The following is a 19,774-nucleotide window of genomic DNA, read 5'->3' as shown; positions in this document are numbered from 1 at the left end:
AATTCACGCCCTATAAGATTAATCATACAGACATCTATGTTCAATCAAATAATCGTCTGTTTTTTATTGCGGAGTTAAGTATGTACGCAGTTTTCCAAAGTGGTGGTAAGCAACACCGAGTTAGCGAAGGACAAGTCGTTCGCTTGGAAAAAATTGAAGTCGAAACAGGTGCGGAAGTTGTTTTCGATAAAGTTTTAATGGTAGCAAATGGTGAAGACATCAAAGTTGGTGCTCCGTTTGTTGAAGGTGCAACAATTAAAGCAGAGATTGTTGAACATGGTCGCGGCGATAAAGTGAAGATTGTTAAATTCCGTCGTCGTAAACATTATCGTAAACAACAAGGTCACCGTCAGTGGTTTACTGATGTGAAGATCACTGCAATCGCTTAATAGGAGTATCGAACAATGGCACATAAGAAGGCAGGTGGTTCATCACGTAATGGTCGTGATTCCCAGAGTAAACGTTTAGGTGTTAAACGTTATGGTTCTCAAGAAGTTCTTGCTGGTAATATTCTAGTTCGTCAACGTGGAACTCAATTCCACCCAGGCACTAACGTAGGTTGTGGTCGTGATCATACTCTATTTGCCTTGATTGATGGACAAGTAAAATTTGAAGTTAAAGGGCCTAAAAACCGTCGTTATGTTAGTGTAATTGCTAACAGTTAATTAAAAACGGTTTGGAAGTTATAGAAGCCTCACAGTTATTGTGGGGCTTTTTTCATTTCTTGAAATTCTTATAAATTAGTTGCAATATGATAAAACAGCAAAATGTAAAATTAGGTTTTGCGTTGGCCATATTAACTGCGGTGATGTGGGGCGTTGTGCCGATTGCAATGAAATATGCGTTAGTCGTTATTGACCCATTAACTTTAGCATGGTCACGACTTTCTATTTCGGCAATTGGTATTACTATTTGGCTTGCATTTAAAAAACAATTTCCAAATTTAGCCATTTTTAAAAAACGTCGTCGTTTTATTTTGTTGATGGTTGCAGGTTTTGGTTTATTAGGTAATTTTGCATTATTTGCTACAGCAGTGCAGTATCTTAGTGCTACAACAGCTCAAGTTGTTGGTCAAATGGGTATTGTAATATTTATGATTTCAAGTGCATTTATTTTTAAAGAAAGGTTAAGAACAACGCAAATTATTGGTATAACAATATTGTTGATTGGATTAGGGCTATTTTTTAATAAAAATATTGTTGATCTTTTTGCTAATATGTCTACTTATGGCATTGGCGTATGGCTCGCTTTACTTGCTTCGGTTTCATGGGCAGGTTATGCGCTGGCTCAAAAAGTTTTATTGCAAAAATTACGTGCGGAACAGTTACTTTGGTTAATTTACCTTATTTGTGCTGTCTTTTTATGGCCTTTTGCATCACCGAGTATTATAGCTAATGCCGACGGTACACAATTGTTTGCTATCATATTTTGTGGTTTAAATACCATTATTGCTTATGGTGCATTAGTGATGGCCATGGAACGCTGGCAAGCAGCACAAGTTAGCGCTATAACAACTTTAACGCCATTATTTGCACTAATCTTTTCCGATTTGTTTGCGTTAATTTGGCCAGAAAAATTTGCTATGCAATATTTAAATATTTTAGGTTATATTGGTGCAATATCTGTTGTTGCAGGTGCTATGTTTGCAACTATTGGACACCATATTTGGCATCCAAGAAAAGGTTGGCTAATTAACCGGAAAAAGGGGAAGAATAATGAAATTTGTTGATGAAGCTTCAATCCGAGTAGAGGCCGGTGATGGTGGAAATGGTTGTGTGGGTTTTCGTCGAGAAAAATATATACCCAAAGGCGGTCCTGATGGTGGAGACGGCGGCGATGGAGGTGATGTATTTTTTATTGCCGATGAAAATTTAAACACATTGGTTGATTTTCAATTTGAAAAAAATTATCGCGCAGAACGCGGACAAAACGGTCAAGGTTCAGATTGTACAGGTAAACGAGGCAAAGATATTACTGTTAAAGTACCAGTAGGAACACGTATTACCGATAAATACACTGGTGAAATTATCGGTGATTTAACACACCACCAACAAAAAGTATTAGTTGCTAAAGGTGGATTCCATGGTTTGGGTAATGCCCGTTTTAAATCATCTGTAAACCGCGCGCCAAGACAAAAAACCGATGGAACTCCAGGTGAAAAGCGTGATGTGCTTTTGGAATTATTGTTACTTGCTGATGTGGGAATGTTAGGTTTACCAAATGCGGGTAAATCAACCTTTATTCGTTCAGTTTCTGCCGCTAAACCAAAAGTTGCTGATTATCCATTTACAACTTTAGTTCCAAGTTTGGGTGTAGTAAGAATGGATAATGAACAAAGTTTTGTTGTTGCTGACATTCCAGGTTTAATTGAAGGCGCATCAGATGGAGCCGGTCTTGGTATTCGTTTTTTAAAACATCTTGAACGTTGCCGTGTATTAGTTCATTTGGTTGATATTGCTCCCATAGATGGATCTGATCCTATTGAAAATGCAAAAGTAATCATCCAGGAATTACATCAGTATAGTGAAAAATTAGCCAATAAACCACGTTGGTTAGTATTTAATAAAATGGACGTGTTGGGTGCTGAAGAGAGTGCTAAACGTGCAGGAGAAATTGCTAAAGCACTTGATTGGCAAGACAAATTTTATGTTATTTCTGCAGTTAAACATGAAGGAGTAAAAGCTCTTTGTTGGGATTTGATGGAATACATGAATGCTCATCCGCGTGAAGCTGAACAAGAAGAATCATCAGCTGAAAAAGTAGAATTTATGTGGGATGATTATCACCAACAAGTAATAGATGAAGCTTTTGATGATGATTTTGATGATTGGGACGAAAGTGATGAAGAGGGTATTGAATTCATTTATCAAAAATAAGAAAGTTTGTACTCTATTCTACATTCTATCAAATTTAGCTACTTTATAAAATTATCTATTACAAGTAGAGGCAACCGCCTCTACTCATTTCGTTTCTTTTTTATTTGGTTGGATATTAATCTTTTTTTAAAATAATGTATGGAAAATTTATTTTTAAAAAAGTCCAAAAAAATGCTTGCTTTTAATAATGAGAATCATTATCATTAATTTGTGCTTTATTAGAACTCTGAAAGATTTCTAATAAAGTATGACATTGCTCACATTGCTTCCAATGTTTGCCAGCTTGGCTTATCTAGGCTGGCTTTTTTGCTTTCATAATATTAAATTATATTTGTTATCGTATATTGATATTGAATTTCTATTTCTAAGACACATTTTCAATATAAAGTATTCATACCTTATTATTCAATTTTAATTATTTTTAAAATATTCATATACGTTATATGACAGTAATTAATCATCGTTATAATTCTTGTGAATAATATATGATGAATCTCTACATAATTTATTGTTACTCATTAGTAATATACTTATACAACTGTAAATATTGCAAGTAGAGCATTAGTGATAAAAATTTGGCGAGATTTTGATATATATTCAAATGTTTTAATTGGCAATGATTAATTATTTGCTAATTCATCATTGATATCTAATAAAATAAGTAACGCAGCATTGCCCCCAAATTCTTTTGGTGCTTGATGAAAGCAAAGAATTTTTGGGTGCTGTGCAAGCCACATTGGTGTTTGTTTTTTTAATATGTTTTTTCCATGTCCATACATAATACATGCACAAGGATTTTTTTCTCGCAAACAAGCTGCAATAAGCGCGGCTATCTCTTTTTTGGCTTCTTGTTGTGTTAAGCCATGTAAATCTAAAAAAAATTCAGGCTCATAAAAACCGCGTCGTAATTTTTTAACTTCGTTAGGATCAGCATTTTTTCTACTATATCGAATGGGATCTTCTTGTAATAGTGGTTGATAATCGTCAGAAAAATAAAATTCAGCATTAATTTTTTCATATTGCTGTTTTTGGATTTCTATTACTTTTTGTGAACGCTTTTGTGGTTTGTGTAGCACAGTATCTTGTTTTAACTTTTTGGCATCTCCAAAGCTATTTTTAAATAAGTTGATATCATCTTGGGTTAATTTATATTTATCTAGCATTATTTTTTACTCAGGGTAAATTTTTTCTTTAAATTCACACAGATCTTCAATTACACATGCACCACATCTAGGTTTTCTGGCAATACAAGTATAACGACCGTGTAGAATTAACCAGTGGTGGCAATTAATTTTATATTTTTCCGGTACAACTTTTAATAATTTTTCTTCAACAGCTTCTACTGTTTTACCTGGTGCGAAACCTGTTCTATTACTGACACGAAAGATATGGGTATCAACCGCAATTGTTGGCCAACCAAAAGCAGTATTTAATACTACATTTGCAGTTTTTCGGCCAACACCAGGCAATGCAATAAGTGAATCAAAGTTTTCTGGTACTTGACCTTGATATTTATCCACTAATATTTTACATGTTTTTATGATGTTTTCCGCTTTGCTATTATAAAGACCAATTGTGCGAATAAAGTCTTTTAATTTATCAACGCCAAGCGCTAAAATTTGTTCAGCAGTATTGGCAACAGAAAACAATGGTTTTGTTGCTTTATTGACACTAATATCAGTAGCTTGAGCTGAAAGTACAACCGCAATAAGTAATTCAAAAGGAGTCTTGTATACAAGCTCCGTTGTTGGATCTTTAATGTGTTCTTTCAGTCTTTCTAAAATTTGAATTCGAGTTAATTGTTTCACAAAATAGTTATATCTAAAAGTAATTTACCGTTTATTATATACTTTAATTTAGGGTTTATCTGTAAGTTAAATTGAGTTTTTAAATAGCCCATACCTATGAAAGAAACATAGCTATTATTATATAAGTTGAATATTCTTAATGTTAGCATTAAGTTATCTTTTATTTCTTGCTTACAGATATCCATAAATAGCCTGCTTTTTAGCATAAGCTTTTTATGATAAGCTAGCCAACTATTTTTAATTTCATTTTACAGGGTATATTATAAAAATGTCGTTACCAATGATTGTCACCTTTGCTGTGTACATTTTAGGAATGATTGCAATTGGTTTTTTTGCGTTTTGCGCAACACAAAACTTTGGTGATTATATATTAGGTGGACGTCGTATCGGTAGCGTGGTGACAGCACTTTCTGCTGGAGCTTCTGACATGAGTGGTTGGTTGTTGATGGGACTTCCTGGTGCTGTTTTTTTATTTGGTATTTCACAAAGCTGGATTGCAATTGGTTTAATAATTGGTGCATATCTTAATTGGTTACTGATTGCTGGGAGACTGCGTGTTTTTACCGAAATTAACCATAACTCTTTAACTTTACCCGATTACTTTGCTCGTCGATTTGATGATAAAAGCTCATTACTTCGTATTATTTCAGCTATCATTATTCTTATTTTCTTTACTATTTATTGCGCTTCCGGTGTTGTTGCGGGAGCGAAATTGTTTGAAAGTACATTTGGTATGAGTTATGGGTGGGCTATGTTAGCCGGTGCTGGAGCAACGATAGCTTACACATTTATTGGTGGATTTTTAGCAGTAAGTTGGACTGACACGATTCAAGCTAGTTTAATGATGTTTGCACTTATTTTAACGCCAATCATGGTTATGATAAACTCAGGTGGATTTACTGATGCAATGAATTATATTGAGTCGCTTAATCCTAATTACATTAATTTATTTGCTCATATGGATTTTGTCGCTATTATTTCACTATTGGGATGGGGGCTTGGATATTTTGGTCAACCTCATATTTTAGCTAGATTTATGGCTGCAGACTCCCATGATGTGATGAAAAATGCTCGTAGAATTAGTATGACATGGATGCTTTTATGCTTAGGAGGCGCAATTACTGTTGGTTTTTTTGGTATTGCGTTTTTTGCCCATCATCCTGATTTATCTTATCTGATCAATAATGGTAAACATGAGCGTATTTTTATTGAATTGTCAAAATTACTCTTCAATCCTTGGATTGCAGGTGTTTTGCTGGCAGCTATTTTAGCTGCGGTTATGAGTACTCTAAGTTGCCAGTTATTAGTTTGTTCAAGTGCATTAACAGAAGATTTTTATCGTGCATTTTTTAGACCGAAAGCAAAACAAAAAGAGCTTGTTTGGGTAGGGCGTATAATGGTACTAATTGTATCAATTATCGCAATATTATTAGCAATTAATCCAAATAACAGTGTACTTGATTTGGTCAGTCACGCATGGGCTGGTTTTGGTGCAGCATTTGGACCTATTATTGTATTTTCTGTTTTTTGGTCACGTATGACACGTAATGGTGCATTAGCTGGTATGATAATTGGTGCAGTAACTGTATTGCTTTGGATTAATTTTAATTGGTTTAATCTTTATTCGCTTATTCCTGGATTTTTATTTGCCTCTATTGGTATTATGATTTTTAGTCTTTTTGATAAAAAACCTAATGAAATAGTGGAAGATCATTTTAAACAAGCGTATAAACGTTATCATAACAAGACACAATAGATTATTATTTAAATAATAAAATATAAATCGTAAAAAAATTAATAGGTAGAATATTATGACAAAAAATGTGATCAAACAACTACAAGAGCGAGGACTTATTGCTCAGCTTACTGACGAAAAAGCACTGATAGAACTCATTGAACACAATTCTATTGCGCTTTATTGTGGTTTTGATCCAACCGCCGATAGCCTACATTTAGGGCATTTAGTGCCGTTACTTTGTTTAAAGCGCTTTCAGTTAGCAGGTCATAAACCTGTTGCTTTAGTTGGTGGTGCAACAGGATTAATTGGTGATCCTAGTTTTAAAGCTGTTGAGCGTAAACTTAATACTCAAGAAACAGTTGTTGAATGGAGTGAAAAAATAAAACAACAAGTTTCACCATTTTTAGATTTTGATTGTGGTGAAAAATCGGCTATTGTTGCCAATAATTACGATTGGTTTGGTTGCATGAATGTGCTGACATTTTTACGTGATATTGGTAAATACTTCTCGGTTAATGCTATGATTAATAAAGAATCTGTAAAACAACGTATTGACCGCGATGAAGTTGGGATCTCGTTTACAGAATTTTCTTATAGTTTATTACAGTCGTATGATTTTGCATGTTTAAATAAATCTCATAATGTTGTTTTACAAATTGGAGGATCTGATCAGTGGGGTAATATTACCGGTGGTATAGATTTAACACGTCGTTTACATCAAAAACAAGTTTATGGTTTGACTGTACCGTTGATCACAAAATCAGATGGTACTAAATTTGGTAAAACGGAAAGTGGTGCAGTATGGCTTGATCCTAAAAAGACCAGTCCATATAAATTTTATCAATTCTGGATTAATACTGCTGATGCTGATGTTTATCGATTTTTAAAATTCTTTACATTTATGCCATTAAATGAAATTGATGCATTAGAGGAAGAAGATAAAAATAGTGGTGTTGCACCTCGTGCTCAATATGTTCTTGCCGAGGAGGTTACTCGTCTCGTACATGGTGAAGAAGGACTAAATGCAGCTAAACGAATTACTGAAAGCTTATTTTCTGGACGATTAAGTGACCTATCTGAAGCAGATTTAGAACAACTTGCCCAAGATGGTATGCCAACCCTTGTTGTTGAAAGTGACGTTGATTTACAACAAGCAATTGTCAATGCCCAATTTGCACCATCACGAGGACAAGCTAGAACCATGATTGAATCGAATGCTATTTCAATTAATGGTGAACGTAATACAACAACTGATTATCGTTTTTCAGAGAGCGATAAACTTTTTAATCGCTATACTTTACTTCGCCGCGGTAAAAAATATTATTGCTTATTAATTTGGAGCTAATTCCATGAAAAGTATTTTATCGATTCAGTCACATGTGGTTTTTGGTCATGCGGGAAATAGTGCGGCAGTGTTTCCTATGCGTCGAATAGGTGTAAATGTTTGGCCTCTAAATACAGTTCAATTTTCTAATCATACTCAATATCATAAGTGGACTGGAACGGTAATGCCTGCATCTCATTTGATTGAGATTGTTGATGGAATTAATGCTATTAATGAATTAAAGCATTGCGATGCAGTACTAAGTGGCTATATGGGATCACCAGAACAAGGTGATGCCATTATTCAGATTGTTAAAAAAGCAAAAGCCGTTAATCCAAATGCTATTTATTTTTGTGATCCAGTAATGGGGCATCCTGAAAAAGGTTGCTTTGTTGCTCCAGGAGTATCTGCATTTTTATGTAATACTGCTTTATCTATGGCAGATATTATGGCACCAAATATACTTGAGCTCGAAGAGCTCAACGGAAAACAGCCTATCAATAATGTTGATGAGGCCGTATTAGCTTGCCGAACCATATGTAAAAAAGGACCAAAAGCTATTTTGGTTAAGCATCTAAGCCGAGCAGGATATCATAATGATCGTTTTGAAATGTTACTCGTGACTCAAAATGAAGCATGGCATATAAGTAGACCGTTAGTTGATTTTGGTATAAGACAACCGGTTGGTGTTGGTGACATGACCAGTGGATTATTTTTAGCTAATATTTTACTTGGGAAATCATTGATAGAAGCTTTAGAACATACTACTGCTGCGGTGTATGCTGTTATGCTTGAAACTTTAAAACAAAAAGAATATGAACTACAATTGGTGGCTGCACAAGATGAAATAGCAAAGCCAACTCAGTGGTTTAGTGCGAAAAAAATTGATTAATTATCAAAATATGTAAAAATGAGACATCTTTCGGGATTATTATAGACATGAGGGGATAATGGATAACGTTTCATTGGGAGGAAAGCTAGCTTATTTAAGAGAGCAAATGGGATTTACTCAAGATGATATTGCCAATAAGATTCATGTCCGTAAAGCGATAATTGATGATATTGAAAAAGAACAATTGATTCGCACTTCTTTCGTTTTTGTTAGAGGATATATCCGTTCTTATTCTGAACTTGTGGGATTATCTGCTGATGAATATCAACCTTATCTTAATGAATTATCCCACCATTACCAATCCTATGAAATGAAAAGTTATTCACAAAAATATAAAAAAAGATATGGAAAAAAAATATTTTTTATGATTGTTTTAGTTTTTTTGTGTGCATTTGGTATTACCCTATATTATGTTAATAAAGAAAATAAAAGCAATCTTGTGGAAGTTAGTCATTATATTTCACCATCACTATCTAAACATGTTAATAGTTAGCAAATTTTCTTATTCTTATACAGACTTTTGCTTTAAATCTTGTTAAGATTGCTGGCTAGTTATTTTGTAATATAATTAGGCATGTTATGAGTCATCAAGATTCACCTATTATTAGACGAGAATCTACCCAAATTTATGTCGGCAATGTTCCTATTGGTGGAGGGGCACCAATTGCTGTTCAATCGATGACAAATACTCGTACAACAGATGTAGAAAAAACTGTAGCTCAAATTCAAGCTCTTGAACGTGTTGGAGTCGATATTGTTCGTGTCTCTATTCCCACAATGGATGCGGCTGAAGCGTTTAAATTTATTAAACAGCAAGCAAAAGTTCCACTTATTGCTGATATTCATTTTGATTATCGTATAGCTTTGAAAGTTGCTGAGTATGGTGTGGATTGTTTAAGGATAAATCCTGGTAATATAGGCAACGAATCAAGAATACGTGCGGTTGTTGATTGCGCTAAAGATAAAAATATTCCAATTCGCATTGGGGTTAATTCAGGTTCATTAGAAAAAGATATTCAAGAAAAATATAGGGAACCAACTCCACAAGCAATTGTTGAGTCAGCTATGCGTCATGTTGATATACTTGACAGACTTGACTTTGAACAGTTTAAAGTCAGTGTAAAAGCCTCAGATGTTTTTACGGCTGTTGATGCTTATCGATTGTTAGCTAAGCAAATTAAGCAGCCACTACATTTAGGTATCACTGAAGCCGGTGGAGTTCGTAGTGGTGCTATTAAATCGGCTATAGGATTGGGATTATTATTATCAGAAGGCATTGGTGACACCTTACGTGTGTCATTAGCTGCAGACCCCACAGAAGAAGTGAAAGTAGGATTTGATATTCTAAAATCACTGCGTATACGGGCTCGAGGCATTAATTTTATTGCATGCCCTACATGTTCTCGTCAGGAATTTGATGTGATAAATACGGTAAATATATTGGAACAAAGATTAGAAGATATTATTACACCCATGGATGTCTCAATTATTGGTTGTGTGGTTAATGGTCCAGGAGAAGCATTAGCTTCAACCATGGGGGTTGCTGGAGGCCATAATAAAAGTGGTTTTTATGAAGATGGTGTTCGAATAGGCCGTATTGATAATGAACAAATGATCGACGAATTAGAAGCTAAAATCCGAGCTAAAGCATTATTGCTGAAAAATAAAATTTCAACAACTGAATTATAATTTTAAAAGAAAGCGAATAAACAAATGACAGAGAAAAAAATTCAATCAATACGAGGAATGAACGATTTACTTCCAACAGATAGTGCAAGTTGGCAGCAGATTGAAAAAGTCGTTAAAGGTGTATTAAATAGCTATGGTTATAACGAAATTAGAACACCTATTGTTGAAGATACTGCACTTTTTAAAAGGGCGGTAGGTGAAGTTACAGACATCGTTGAAAAAGAAATGTACACATTCAATGATCGTAATAATGAGAGCATTACTCTGCGTCCTGAAATTACAGCAGGTTGTGTTCGTGCGGGCATTGAACATGGTCTTTTTTATAACCAAGAACAACGACTTTGGTATTTAGGACCTGCTTTTCGTTACGAAAAACCTCAAAAGGGGCGTTATCGCCAATTCCATCAATTTGGTGTTGAGGTCTTTGGGCTTGAAGGGCCAAGTATTGATGCAGAACTTATTTTATTAACGGCGCGTTTTTGGAAGGCGCTTGGTATTGAACAGCATACTTCTCTTGAACTTAATTCAATTGGTTCTCTTGACGCTCGAGCAAATTATCGTAATGCTTTAGTGAACTTCCTTGAACAACACAAAGATAAATTGGATGAAGACTGTTTACGTAGAATGTATACTAATCCATTAAGAGTTCTTGATTCTAAGAATCCTGTTGTACAAGATTTGCTAGATGAAGCTCCAAAACTGTTTGATTATTTAGATGAAGAATCTAAACAGCACTTTGACGGTTTGTGTCGCTTATTGGATAATGCTGGTATCAAATACAATATTAATCAACGATTAGTCCGTGGATTAGATTATTATAATCGCACAGTTTTTGAATGGGTAACAAGTAGTTTAGGAGCACAAGGTACCGTTTGTGGAGGTGGTCGTTATGATAGTCTTGTTAGCCAATTAGGAGGACAATCTACACCTGCTGTTGGTTTTGCTATGGGTGTTGAGCGTTTAGTTTTATTAGTTCAAGCGGTCAATCCGTCATTAAATTTTGATAATTCTATTGATATTTATATGATTTCGTCAGGTGATGAAAGGACAATCTCTGCAGCACAATGCATAGCCGAACAATTACGGGATGGATTACCTGAAAAGCGCATTGTCACCAATTATGGTTCCAGCAATTTTAAGAAACAATTTGCCAAGGCAGATAAGTTAGGTGCTAAAATAGCGGTTATTATTGGAGAAAACGAGATAGAAAACCAAACAGTAACCATTAAAAATTTACTAAGCGGTGAACAAGTTGAAGTTGCGAATACAGATATTGTTCAAACTTGTTTGGCTATACTATAAATAAAGGATAATAGGAGAAAAAAGTGAGTCATCAATTAACGCCTGAGGAACAATTTTCAGAAATTAAAGAATTTCTTGCTAAAACATGGAAAATTATTGTTGCAGTTATCGTAATTGGTTTATTAGCTTTTTATGGATGGCGTTATTGGCAATCTTATAAAGTAGATAAATCAATTGAATCATCAGAAAGATATGAACAATTAATAGCGAAATTAGATAATACTAATCCCGATTCTGTCGGTGAATTAGTCGCTTTTGCTAAAAACGATGATACTATTTATAGTGTATTTGCTAGCTTTAATGCGGCGAAATTTTATGTAGAAGTATTAAAAGATTATAAAGGAGCTCAAGTTTTACTGACTGACTCTTTGAAGAAAACTGATGCAGAACCAGTTAAAGCAATCGCATATATTCGAATAGCTCGTTTACAATATCAGCAAGAACAATATCAAGAAAGTTTAACTTCATTAAGTAAGATATCAGAAAAAAGTTGGATGACAATTGTAAATGATATTCGTGGCGATAACTTCGTGAAGATGGACCGTTATAGTGATGCGGTAGATGCATATAACCTTGCACTGACCTCATCAACAACTAATGAGTTAAAAACAAATATAAAAATGAAATTAAACGAAGCAGAATATTTAAAAGCTAAACAGGATGAACAAGCAATAAAAGATAAGGAAAAACAAGAGTCACAAGGGAACAAAGCAGCAACTGAAGAAAGTAAAAATTAATTTATCCTGCTATAAGGGTCATATAATATGAAGTTAACAAAATGTTTTTTTTCCAGTGTTTTAATTTGCTTACTTGCGGGATGTTCTTTATTTGGTGGTGAAGAAGAGATTGTACAGATTTCACCTTCACCGAAAGTGAAAAGCCAATTTCCTATTCAGCAAATATGGCGAAATAATACAGCCGGTAATACGCAAATATACTCCTTATTAGGGCCTGCCAGTTATGATAATATAATTTATGTTGCTAGTCGCAGTGGACAGGTTAAAGCGATTGATTTATCAAATGGTCATACTATATGGGATGTAAATTTATCCCAAAGTACTTTTTTTAGTAGCAAAACAGCTTTGTTTTCAGGTGGAGTAAGTGTTGATGACAAGTACGTTTACATTGGAAGTGAACGAGCTGTTGTTTATGCTTTAGATCGCAATAATGGTAAAGTTATTTGGGAAAAAAATGTAAAAGGCGAAGTTCTTGCACGACCTGTCTCTTTTCAGGATAAATTAATTATTCATACTGCTAACGGCATTTTACAAGGACTAAACAGTAATACAGGTGAAGATCTATGGGATGTAACCCTTGATGCACCTACTTTATCGTTACGAGGCAATTCCACACCAACTGTCGTTCATGGTGCTGCCATTGTGGGTGATGATAGTGGAAGAGTTAATGCTTACTATATCAACGATGGACAATTAATTTGGCAACAACGTATTTCTCAACCGACAGGTTCAACAGAAATAGCAAAATTGAACGATGTTGATTCTACACCTGTTGTTGAAGGGAATTTGGTTTATTCCGTTGGTTATAATGGAAATGTTGTGGCATTAGATTTAAGTAATGGTCAAATTGTTTGGCGTAAGCAATTAGGATCAACTCATAGTTTTGCTGTTGACTCCCAACAAATATTCATTGTTGATCAAGATGATAATGTTCAAGCTATCACTAAAAAAGGTGGAGCAGTGGACTGGACCCAATCTAGCCTTTTGCATCGTCAATTGACCGATCCAGTTATTTACCAAAATTATATTATTGTAGGTGACTTTGAAGGTTATTTGTATTTGCTAAATAAAGATAGCGGCGAAATCGTTGCTAAAACAGAAATAAGTAGTAGTGGTTTAATATCTCGACCATTAGTTGTAGACAATAAAATAATTGTCCAAGCAAAAAATGGAGATATTTATGCGTTTACAAAAAATTAAGGTAATTAGAGAATATACATGGTACCTGTTATAGCACTAGTTGGTCGTCCGAACGTTGGAAAGTCGACTTTATTTAATCGGTTAACTCGAACTAGGGACGCATTAGTTGCTGATTTTCCCGGATTAACTCGTGATCGAAAATATGGACGAGCTGAAATTAAAGGTCACGAATATATCGTCATTGATACTGGTGGTATTGATGGAACTGAAGATGGGGTTGAGAGCTTTATGGCAGAGCAATCCCTACAAGCGATTGAAGAAGCAGATATTGTGCTTTTCTTAGTAGATGCTAGAGCAGGTGCTATGCCTGCTGATCATGCTATCGCTAAACACTTGCGTATGCGCCAGAAAGCCACATTTTTAGTCGCTAATAAGATTGATGGTATTGATGCTGACATTGCGATTTCTGACTTTTATGGGTTAGGATTAGGTAAAATTCACTCAATCGCAGCTAGTCATGGTCGAGGAGTAAGTTCATTAATTGAGACTGTTTTAGAACCCATTTTTCAATTCAAAAATGAACAACAAAATAATTTTGTTAACGACGAACTATCTAACGATCTACCTGAATCGTATGATGATATCCTTGATGATACTCAATCATTGATAAACCAACCAATCAAGGTTGCTATTGTTGGTCGTCCAAATGTTGGTAAGTCAACACTAACAAATCGCATATTAGGTGAAGAGCGCGTTGTTGTATATGACATGCCAGGAACAACGCGAGATAGCATTTATATACCAATGACACGTGATGAGCGTGAATATATCTTAATTGATACAGCAGGTGTTCGTAAACGTGGTAAAGTAACTGAAACTATTGAAAAATTTTCTGTTATTAAAACGTTACAAGCAATTGAAGATGCAAATGTGGTGATTTTAGTTATTGATGCTAGAGAAGGCATATCGGATCAAGACTTATCCTTACTTGGTTTTATTATAAATAGTGGTCGTTCACTTGTAATAGCTGTTAATAAATGGGATGGTTTATCACAAGATATTAAAGAACAAGTCAAAACGACTCTTGATGATCGACTCGATTTTATTGATTTTGCTCGAGTCCATTTTATCTCTGCATTACATGGTAGCGGCGTTGGTAATTTATTTGATTCCATCCAAGAAGCTTATGATTGTGCGACGCGTCGTGTGAACACTGCACTATTAACAAAAATCATGCAAATGGCACAAGATGATCACCAACCTCCTTTGGTGTGTGGTCGTAGAGTAAAACTAAAATATGCACATGCTGGTGGCTATAATCCACCAATTGTTGTTATTCATGGTAATCAAGTTGAAGATTTACCTGACTCTTATAAGCGTTATTTAATGAACTATTTTAGACGTTCATTAAAAATTATGGGTTCACCAATTCGAATACAATTTAAAGAGGGATCTAACCCGTTTGAAGGTCGAAAAAATAGCCTAACAGCATCACAGCAACGTAAGCGTCGCCGATTGATGAAACATGTTCGAGGTCGAAAATAAATTATGACAAAAAAAATAGCAGTGAATCATGGACAAGAAGGTATTTGCCCGAACTGTAATGAAAAAATGAGTCTTATTTCTCCTCAACATTTTAATTGTTCTAAATGCCAACAGCATTACATTGAACAATATATTTGTCCAGTTTGCCAACAAAGTGCGCAAATGATTAAAGGCTGTGGCTCGATCAATTATATATGTCAAACAGATGGTTTAATATCAAGTAGTAAAGTGATATTTCATTATTTACCAGAATAGAAAAACTATTTATATTAAAGTTATAAGAGGTTATTTAATGCGAATTATATTATTAGGTGCGCCAGGAGCAGGAAAGGGAACTCAGGCACAATTTATTATGCAAAAGTATGGTATCCCACAAATCTCAACAGGGGATATGTTGCGCGCAGCAGTGAAAGCAGGTAGCCCATTAGGACTACAAGCAAAATCACTTATGGATGCAGGAAAACTTGTTACCGATGAGCTGGTCATAGCGCTAGTGAAAGAACGTATTGCACAAAGTGATTGTAGTCATGGTTTTTTATTAGATGGTTTTCCTCGTACAGTGCCACAAGCAGATGCAATGAAGGCTGCTGGTATTGATGTCGATTATGTACTTGAGTTTGATGTACCTGATGAAGTGATTATTGACCGTATGAGTGGGCGACGAATTCATGCTGCTTCTGGTCGTGTATATCATATCCGTCATAATCCTCCAAAAGTTGAAAATATTGATGATGTTACAGGAGAATTACTGACTACTCGCAAAGACGATAGTGAAGAAATTGTTCGTAAACGTCTTGTTGAATATCATGATCTAACAAAACCTTTGATTAGTTATTACCAACATGAAGCTAAAGAAGGGCATACACAATATTTTCGTATTGATGGAACTCAGCCGGTTGCTGATGTAACAAAAGAATTAGCTAAAATATTAGGATAATTGATTTCATCAAAAGAGTCAGATCGTTTTTAGTATCTGACTCTTTTAATATTGTACAAAAGATCAATTTGAAGCAGCTGTAAGGGCTTGCTCTAGATCTGCAATAATATCGTCAATATGTTCGATACCAATTGATAAGCGAATCATTTCTTGACTGACCCCAGCTTTTTGCAGTTCCTCATCATTAAGTTGTCTATGTGTTGTGGTAGCTGGATGACAAGCTAATGAACGAGTATCGCCGATGTTAACTAAGCGGATTATTAATTTTAATGCGTCAATAAATTTAGCTCCTGCTTGTTTACCTCCTTTTATACCAAACGATAAAATACCAGCTGGCAAACTATTATTTATCTGTTTTACGGCTAAGTGGTGTTCTGGATGATTTGATAAACCGGCATAATTTACCCAGCTAATTTGAGGGTGGGCTTCTAAATATTGAGCTACTTTTAGAGTATTATGACAGTGGCGTTCAACTCTTAAAGATAATGTTTCAAGTCCTTGTAATATTAGAAAAGTGTTAAATGGAGATAATGCAGCACCCATATTACGCAATGGGATAACACGACAGCGAGCTATATAGGCAGCCGCACCAAATGTTTCAGTATATGAAACGCCATGATAAGATGGATCGGGTTGATTCAACATTGGATATTTATCAGCATGATCTTTCCAAGAAAATTTACCTGAGTCAACAATCATTCCACCTAAACTATTGCCGTGTCCACCAATATATTTAGTGAGCGAATGAATGACAATATCCGCTCCAAATTCAAACGGTCGGCAAAGTGCAGGACTAGCGACAGTATTATCAACAATTAAAACAATACCATGACGATGAGCAATATTTGCTAACCCCTCAAGATCAACAATATTGCCAGAAGGGTTACCAATACTTTCACAATAGATGGCTTTAGTTTTATTATCAATTTGTTTTTCAATAGCGATGAGATCATCGTGAGGAGCAAATTTAGTTGTAATACCAAAGTTAGGTAATGTATGAGCAAATAAATTATACGTTCCACCATAAAGCTTAGAAACTGAAACGATATTTTCACCTGAAAAAGTGATTGCTTGAATTGCGTAAGTAATAGCCGCCATACCTGATGCTACAGCTAAGGCACCAACTCCACCTTCAAGCGCTGCGACTCTTGCCTCAAGTACGGCATTAGTGGGATTTGTAATTCTTGTATAAATATTTCCAGGTACTTTCAAATCAAAAAGATCTGCGCCATGTTGAGTGCTGTCAAAAGAATAAGAAGTGGTTTGATAAATAGGTACAGCAACAGCGTGGGTTGTTAACTCGGGTGTATAGCCAGTATGAATGGCAATGGTTTCTGGTTTCATATTAGAGCCTCATTATTGCAGTATGAAGCTCACATTTTGCACAAAATTTTAAAAAAAAGCAAAGAATTATAAAACCATTCTCACAATATCAATTTCGCCTAATTCTTTATAAAGATTCTCAATTTGGTCAATATGTGTTGCATTAATAGTAATCGATACAGAATGATAATTACCTTTACTACTTGGTTTGACAGACGGCGTATAATCACCAGGTACATGACGTTGAATCACGGATACGACTTTGTCAACCAACTCTGGTTTTGCTTCTCCCATCACCTTATAAGTGAATGAACAAGGGAAATCTAATAATTCATTTAATTTTGTTTGTTGCATAATTTTATATGTCTCATTTTATTAGTTCATTTTATTGGTATGAATACCAGGAATTACGAATATATATAGGCGGTTTATAATTCTTCAAGTATTAGGAAATATAAACATCGCTTTTTAAAGCTTATAATTTGATCTATGATAAGAAAATTCTAACATAGCTTGATAAATCTATCTTGCATTTTGTTCATAAATATAAGGTTAATATAGCATGTCATCTTTGTCCAATAACAAAGAATCTTTTGGAACATTATTAGGTTATGCGCCAGGCGGTGTTGCAATTTATTCATCTGATTATGAAACATTAGATTCCAATCTTTACCCTAATGATGCTTCATTTCGCAGTTATTCTGGACATGAATATATGGGATACAAATGGCAATGTGTTGAATTTGCAAGGCGATTTTTATTTTTAAATCACGGTATTGTATTTACTGATGTGGGCATGGCACATGAGATATTTTCATTACGATTTTTAAGACAAGTGATTAATGAAGCCATTTTACCTTTACAAGCCTTTGCCAATGGCAGTAAACGAGCCCCAGAAGCAGGTGCATTGTTGGTTTGGGATGATGGTGGCTTTTTTGATCGTACCGGTCATGTTGCTATTATTACTGAAGTATTTGAAGATAAAATTCGGATTGCTGAACAAAATGTGATACATACACGTTTGCCAATCGGTCAACAATGGACACGTGAGCTTGCCATGACAAGGATAGATAGTGGTTATCAATTGCATGATACGTTTGATGATACAACAATTCTTGGTTGGATGATTCAAACAGATAATACCGAATATAGTTTACCACAACCCAATGTATCTAATTTGTTGCTGGAGATACACAGTACTCATATAGAAAATGAAAATCAATTTGATAAAAAGTGGCTCGATGAATTAAATACACTTGAAAATGCCTATGTATCAGCCACAGGACATGAAATCAGCCATGACGATCACTATCGTTATTTCAGTATTTCTGAAAGTGCTGAACAAGAATTAATTCGCGCAACCAATGAATTACATTTAATGTATTTACATGCTACTGATAAAGTCTTAAAAGATGATCGCTTATTAGTTAATTTTAATATTCCTGAAATATTATGGCCCAGACTCCGACTGTCATGGCAACAACGTCGCTATCAAATGATCACAGGACGATTAGATTTTTGTATGGATGAACGAGGTTTTAAAGTTTACGAGTATAACGCTGATTCCGCTTCTTGTCATACTGAAGCTGGACATATATTAGAAAAGTGGGCGATTCAAGCAGGATTAAATGTTGGTGTGAACCCAAGTTGTGGTTTACTCAATTCTTTGGCTAACTGTTGGACACATAGCGATGCACAAGCTTTTGTTCATATCATGCAAGATAATGATAGTGAGGAAAATTATCACGCCTTGTTTATGCAAACAGCCTTAACTCAAGCAGGGTTTAATAGCAAGATTCTACGTGGACTTAATGGGTTAAGATGGGATAAGCAAGGTCGATTAGTCGATGATGAAGAGCGGCAAGTCACATGTGTGTGGAAAACATGGGCATGGGAAACCGTTTTAGAGCAACTACGAGAAGAAAGTGAAGCTCAAATTGCCGGTTTACCAATTCGTACTTGGCATCCTGAAAATGCTGTAAGGTTAATTGATGTGCTTTTACGACCTGAAGTGTCAGTCTTTGAGCCTCTGTGGACAGTTATTCCGAGTAACAAAGCTATTTTGCCTGTTTTGTGGTCTTTATTTCCTAATCACCGTTATTTATTAGAATCAACGTTCAAACTTAATGATAGCTTGATTAAAAAAGGTTATGCCATCAAACCAATAGCAGGGCGTCGTGGAAGTGATATTCAATTAGTTAGTAGTCAAGAACAAATTCTCGATAAAACCGTAGGGCAGTTTGCTAAGCAAGAAAATATTTACCAAGAACTTTGGTGTTTGCCGAAAGTTGATGATCGTTATCTACAATTATGTACCTTTACAGTAGGCGGGCATTATGGAGGAGCATGTTTACGTTCTGATCCCTCTTTAGTTATAAGAGGTGAAAGTGATATGCAACCATTACGAGTTTTAACTGATGAAGAGTTTTTAAAACAATTACAATAATCCCCTTCATCATCAAC

At 35.0% G+C, this 19,774-nt stretch carries 20 protein-coding genes; 16 read left to right on the top strand and 4 right to left on the bottom strand.

The features are described from left to right. The first annotated feature begins 80 nt into the window (after positions 1-80). From rplU to cgtA, 4 genes are all read left to right on the top strand, one after another. Complete coding sequence (gene rplU / locus J3U19_RS03790; RefSeq protein ID WP_025314436.1) at positions 81-389, top strand: 50S ribosomal protein L21; 309 nt, start codon at positions 81-83, stop codon at positions 387-389. 15 nt (positions 390-404) lie between these two features. Further along, complete coding sequence (rpmA, locus tag J3U19_RS03785) at positions 405-665, top strand: 50S ribosomal protein L27 (protein ID WP_025314437.1); 261 nt, start codon at positions 405-407, stop codon at positions 663-665. Positions 666-751: 86 nt separating this feature from the next. Next, complete coding sequence (locus J3U19_RS03780) at positions 752-1,729, top strand: DMT family transporter (RefSeq protein WP_267340332.1); 978 nt, start codon at positions 752-754, stop codon at positions 1,727-1,729. Beyond that, a complete protein-coding gene (cgtA, locus tag J3U19_RS03775; protein WP_267340333.1) occupies positions 1,716-2,876 on the top strand; it encodes an Obg family GTPase CgtA in 1,161 nt (386 codons plus the stop codon). The genes J3U19_RS03780 and cgtA overlap by 14 nt, the downstream gene beginning before the upstream one ends. A 620-nt stretch (positions 2,877-3,496) precedes the next feature. Here cgtA and smrB read toward each other — a convergent pair. Continuing rightward, complete coding sequence (smrB, locus tag J3U19_RS03770; protein ID WP_267340335.1) at positions 3,497-4,039, bottom strand: endonuclease SmrB; 543 nt, start codon at positions 4,037-4,039, stop codon at positions 3,497-3,499. Between the two features lie 6 nt (positions 4,040-4,045). After that, the gene (nth, locus tag J3U19_RS03765) at positions 4,046-4,684 is read right to left on the bottom strand and encodes an endonuclease III (protein WP_267340336.1); all 639 of its coding nucleotides are present in this window, start codon (positions 4,682-4,684) and stop codon (positions 4,046-4,048) included. Positions 4,685-4,946: 262 nt separating this feature from the next. Between nth and putP the strand changes: the two genes are divergently transcribed. From putP to adk, 11 genes are all read left to right on the top strand, one after another. Beyond that, positions 4,947-6,440, top strand: coding sequence for a sodium/proline symporter PutP (gene putP, locus J3U19_RS03760; RefSeq protein ID WP_416380253.1), 1,494 nt, complete (start codon positions 4,947-4,949; stop codon positions 6,438-6,440). Between the two features lie 55 nt (positions 6,441-6,495). Further along, positions 6,496-7,767, top strand: coding sequence for a tyrosine--tRNA ligase (gene tyrS, locus J3U19_RS03755; RefSeq protein ID WP_267340338.1), 1,272 nt, complete (start codon positions 6,496-6,498; stop codon positions 7,765-7,767). A 4-nt stretch (positions 7,768-7,771) separates the two neighbouring features. Beyond that, positions 7,772-8,638, top strand: a complete 867-nt coding sequence (gene pdxY, locus J3U19_RS03750) for a pyridoxal kinase PdxY (RefSeq protein ID WP_267345464.1) — start codon at positions 7,772-7,774, stop codon at positions 8,636-8,638. A 58-nt stretch (positions 8,639-8,696) separates the two neighbouring features. Next, positions 8,697-9,131 carry a helix-turn-helix domain-containing protein gene (locus J3U19_RS03745; RefSeq protein ID WP_267340341.1) on the top strand — a complete coding sequence of 145 codons (435 nt, stop codon included), beginning with the start codon at positions 8,697-8,699 and terminating at the stop codon, positions 9,129-9,131. Between the two features lie 86 nt (positions 9,132-9,217). Beyond that, positions 9,218-10,327 (top strand): flavodoxin-dependent (E)-4-hydroxy-3-methylbut-2-enyl-diphosphate synthase, encoded by a 1,110-nt coding sequence (gene ispG / locus J3U19_RS03740; protein WP_267340342.1) that lies wholly within the window; start codon positions 9,218-9,220, stop codon positions 10,325-10,327. Between the two features lie 24 nt (positions 10,328-10,351). Then, complete coding sequence (hisS, locus tag J3U19_RS03735) at positions 10,352-11,629, top strand: histidine--tRNA ligase (RefSeq protein WP_267345462.1); 1,278 nt, start codon at positions 10,352-10,354, stop codon at positions 11,627-11,629. A gap of 23 nt (positions 11,630-11,652) precedes the next feature. Continuing rightward, the gene (locus J3U19_RS03730) at positions 11,653-12,366 is read left to right on the top strand and encodes a YfgM family protein (RefSeq protein ID WP_267340345.1); all 714 of its coding nucleotides are present in this window, start codon (positions 11,653-11,655) and stop codon (positions 12,364-12,366) included. A gap of 27 nt (positions 12,367-12,393) precedes the next feature. Next, the gene (bamB, locus tag J3U19_RS03725) at positions 12,394-13,566 is read left to right on the top strand and encodes an outer membrane protein assembly factor BamB (protein ID WP_267340346.1); all 1,173 of its coding nucleotides are present in this window, start codon (positions 12,394-12,396) and stop codon (positions 13,564-13,566) included. 18 nt (positions 13,567-13,584) lie between these two features. Next, positions 13,585-15,051 carry a ribosome biogenesis GTPase Der gene (der, locus tag J3U19_RS03720; protein WP_267340347.1) on the top strand — a complete coding sequence of 489 codons (1,467 nt, stop codon included), beginning with the start codon at positions 13,585-13,587 and terminating at the stop codon, positions 15,049-15,051. 3 nt (positions 15,052-15,054) lie between these two features. Next, positions 15,055-15,306 carry a zinc-ribbon domain-containing protein gene (locus J3U19_RS03715; RefSeq protein WP_267340348.1) on the top strand — a complete coding sequence of 84 codons (252 nt, stop codon included), beginning with the start codon at positions 15,055-15,057 and terminating at the stop codon, positions 15,304-15,306. A gap of 37 nt (positions 15,307-15,343) precedes the next feature. Then, positions 15,344-15,988: an adenylate kinase gene (gene adk / locus J3U19_RS03710; protein WP_267340349.1), complete on the top strand. Its 645-nt coding sequence runs from the start codon at positions 15,344-15,346 to the stop codon at positions 15,986-15,988. Between the two features lie 63 nt (positions 15,989-16,051). On the opposite strand, the gene J3U19_RS03705 is transcribed toward adk, so the two are convergent. Together J3U19_RS03705 and ybeD are read right to left on the bottom strand one after the other, a co-directional pair. Then, positions 16,052-17,332: a bifunctional O-acetylhomoserine aminocarboxypropyltransferase/cysteine synthase gene (locus tag J3U19_RS03705; protein ID WP_267340350.1), complete on the bottom strand. Its 1,281-nt coding sequence runs from the start codon at positions 17,330-17,332 to the stop codon at positions 16,052-16,054. A 66-nt stretch (positions 17,333-17,398) separates the two neighbouring features. Further along, on the bottom strand, positions 17,399-17,665 hold the full coding sequence (ybeD, locus tag J3U19_RS03700) for a DUF493 family protein YbeD (protein WP_267340351.1): 267 nt from the start codon (positions 17,663-17,665) through the stop codon (positions 17,399-17,401). A 208-nt stretch (positions 17,666-17,873) separates the two neighbouring features. On the opposite strand from ybeD, the gene gss reads away from it, so the two are divergent. Continuing rightward, complete coding sequence (gss, locus tag J3U19_RS03695; protein WP_267345461.1) at positions 17,874-19,757, top strand: bifunctional glutathionylspermidine amidase/synthase; 1,884 nt, start codon at positions 17,874-17,876, stop codon at positions 19,755-19,757. Positions 19,758-19,774: the final 17 nt, after the last annotated feature.

The organism is Gilliamella sp. B2828 (assembly GCF_026537125.1).
Taxonomy (GTDB): domain Bacteria; phylum Pseudomonadota; class Gammaproteobacteria; order Enterobacterales; family Orbaceae; genus Gilliamella.
This window is presented reverse-complemented; position numbering and strand designations above follow the sequence as displayed.

What these genes read in the sequence shown, in the direction of transcription:
- rplU (WP_025314436.1), top strand. Translation starts at nt 81, where the DNA reads ATGTACGCAGTTTTCCAAAGTGGTGGTAAGCAACACCGAGTTAGCGAA.
- rpmA (WP_025314437.1), top strand. Translation starts at nt 405, where the DNA reads ATGGCACATAAGAAGGCAGGTGGTTCATCACGTAATGGTCGTGATTCC.
- J3U19_RS03780 (WP_267340332.1), top strand. Translation starts at nt 752, where the DNA reads ATGATAAAACAGCAAAATGTAAAATTAGGTTTTGCGTTGGCCATATTA.
- cgtA (WP_267340333.1), top strand. Translation starts at nt 1,716, where the DNA reads ATGAAATTTGTTGATGAAGCTTCAATCCGAGTAGAGGCCGGTGATGGT.
- smrB (WP_267340335.1), bottom strand. Translation starts at nt 4,039, where the DNA reads ATGCTAGATAAATATAAATTAACCCAAGATGATATCAACTTATTTAAA.
- tyrS (WP_267340338.1), top strand. Translation starts at nt 6,496, where the DNA reads ATGACAAAAAATGTGATCAAACAACTACAAGAGCGAGGACTTATTGCT.
- pdxY (WP_267345464.1), top strand. Translation starts at nt 7,772, where the DNA reads ATGAAAAGTATTTTATCGATTCAGTCACATGTGGTTTTTGGTCATGCG.
- J3U19_RS03745 (WP_267340341.1), top strand. Translation starts at nt 8,697, where the DNA reads ATGGATAACGTTTCATTGGGAGGAAAGCTAGCTTATTTAAGAGAGCAA.
- ispG (WP_267340342.1), top strand. Translation starts at nt 9,218, where the DNA reads ATGAGTCATCAAGATTCACCTATTATTAGACGAGAATCTACCCAAATT.
- hisS (WP_267345462.1), top strand. Translation starts at nt 10,352, where the DNA reads ATGACAGAGAAAAAAATTCAATCAATACGAGGAATGAACGATTTACTT.
- bamB (WP_267340346.1), top strand. Translation starts at nt 12,394, where the DNA reads ATGAAGTTAACAAAATGTTTTTTTTCCAGTGTTTTAATTTGCTTACTT.
- der (WP_267340347.1), top strand. Translation starts at nt 13,585, where the DNA reads ATGGTACCTGTTATAGCACTAGTTGGTCGTCCGAACGTTGGAAAGTCG.
- J3U19_RS03715 (WP_267340348.1), top strand. Translation starts at nt 15,055, where the DNA reads ATGACAAAAAAAATAGCAGTGAATCATGGACAAGAAGGTATTTGCCCG.
- adk (WP_267340349.1), top strand. Translation starts at nt 15,344, where the DNA reads ATGCGAATTATATTATTAGGTGCGCCAGGAGCAGGAAAGGGAACTCAG.
- J3U19_RS03705 (WP_267340350.1), bottom strand. Translation starts at nt 17,332, where the DNA reads ATGAAACCAGAAACCATTGCCATTCATACTGGCTATACACCCGAGTTA.
- ybeD (WP_267340351.1), bottom strand. Translation starts at nt 17,665, where the DNA reads ATGCAACAAACAAAATTAAATGAATTATTAGATTTCCCTTGTTCATTC.
- gss (WP_267345461.1), top strand. Translation starts at nt 17,874, where the DNA reads ATGTCATCTTTGTCCAATAACAAAGAATCTTTTGGAACATTATTAGGT.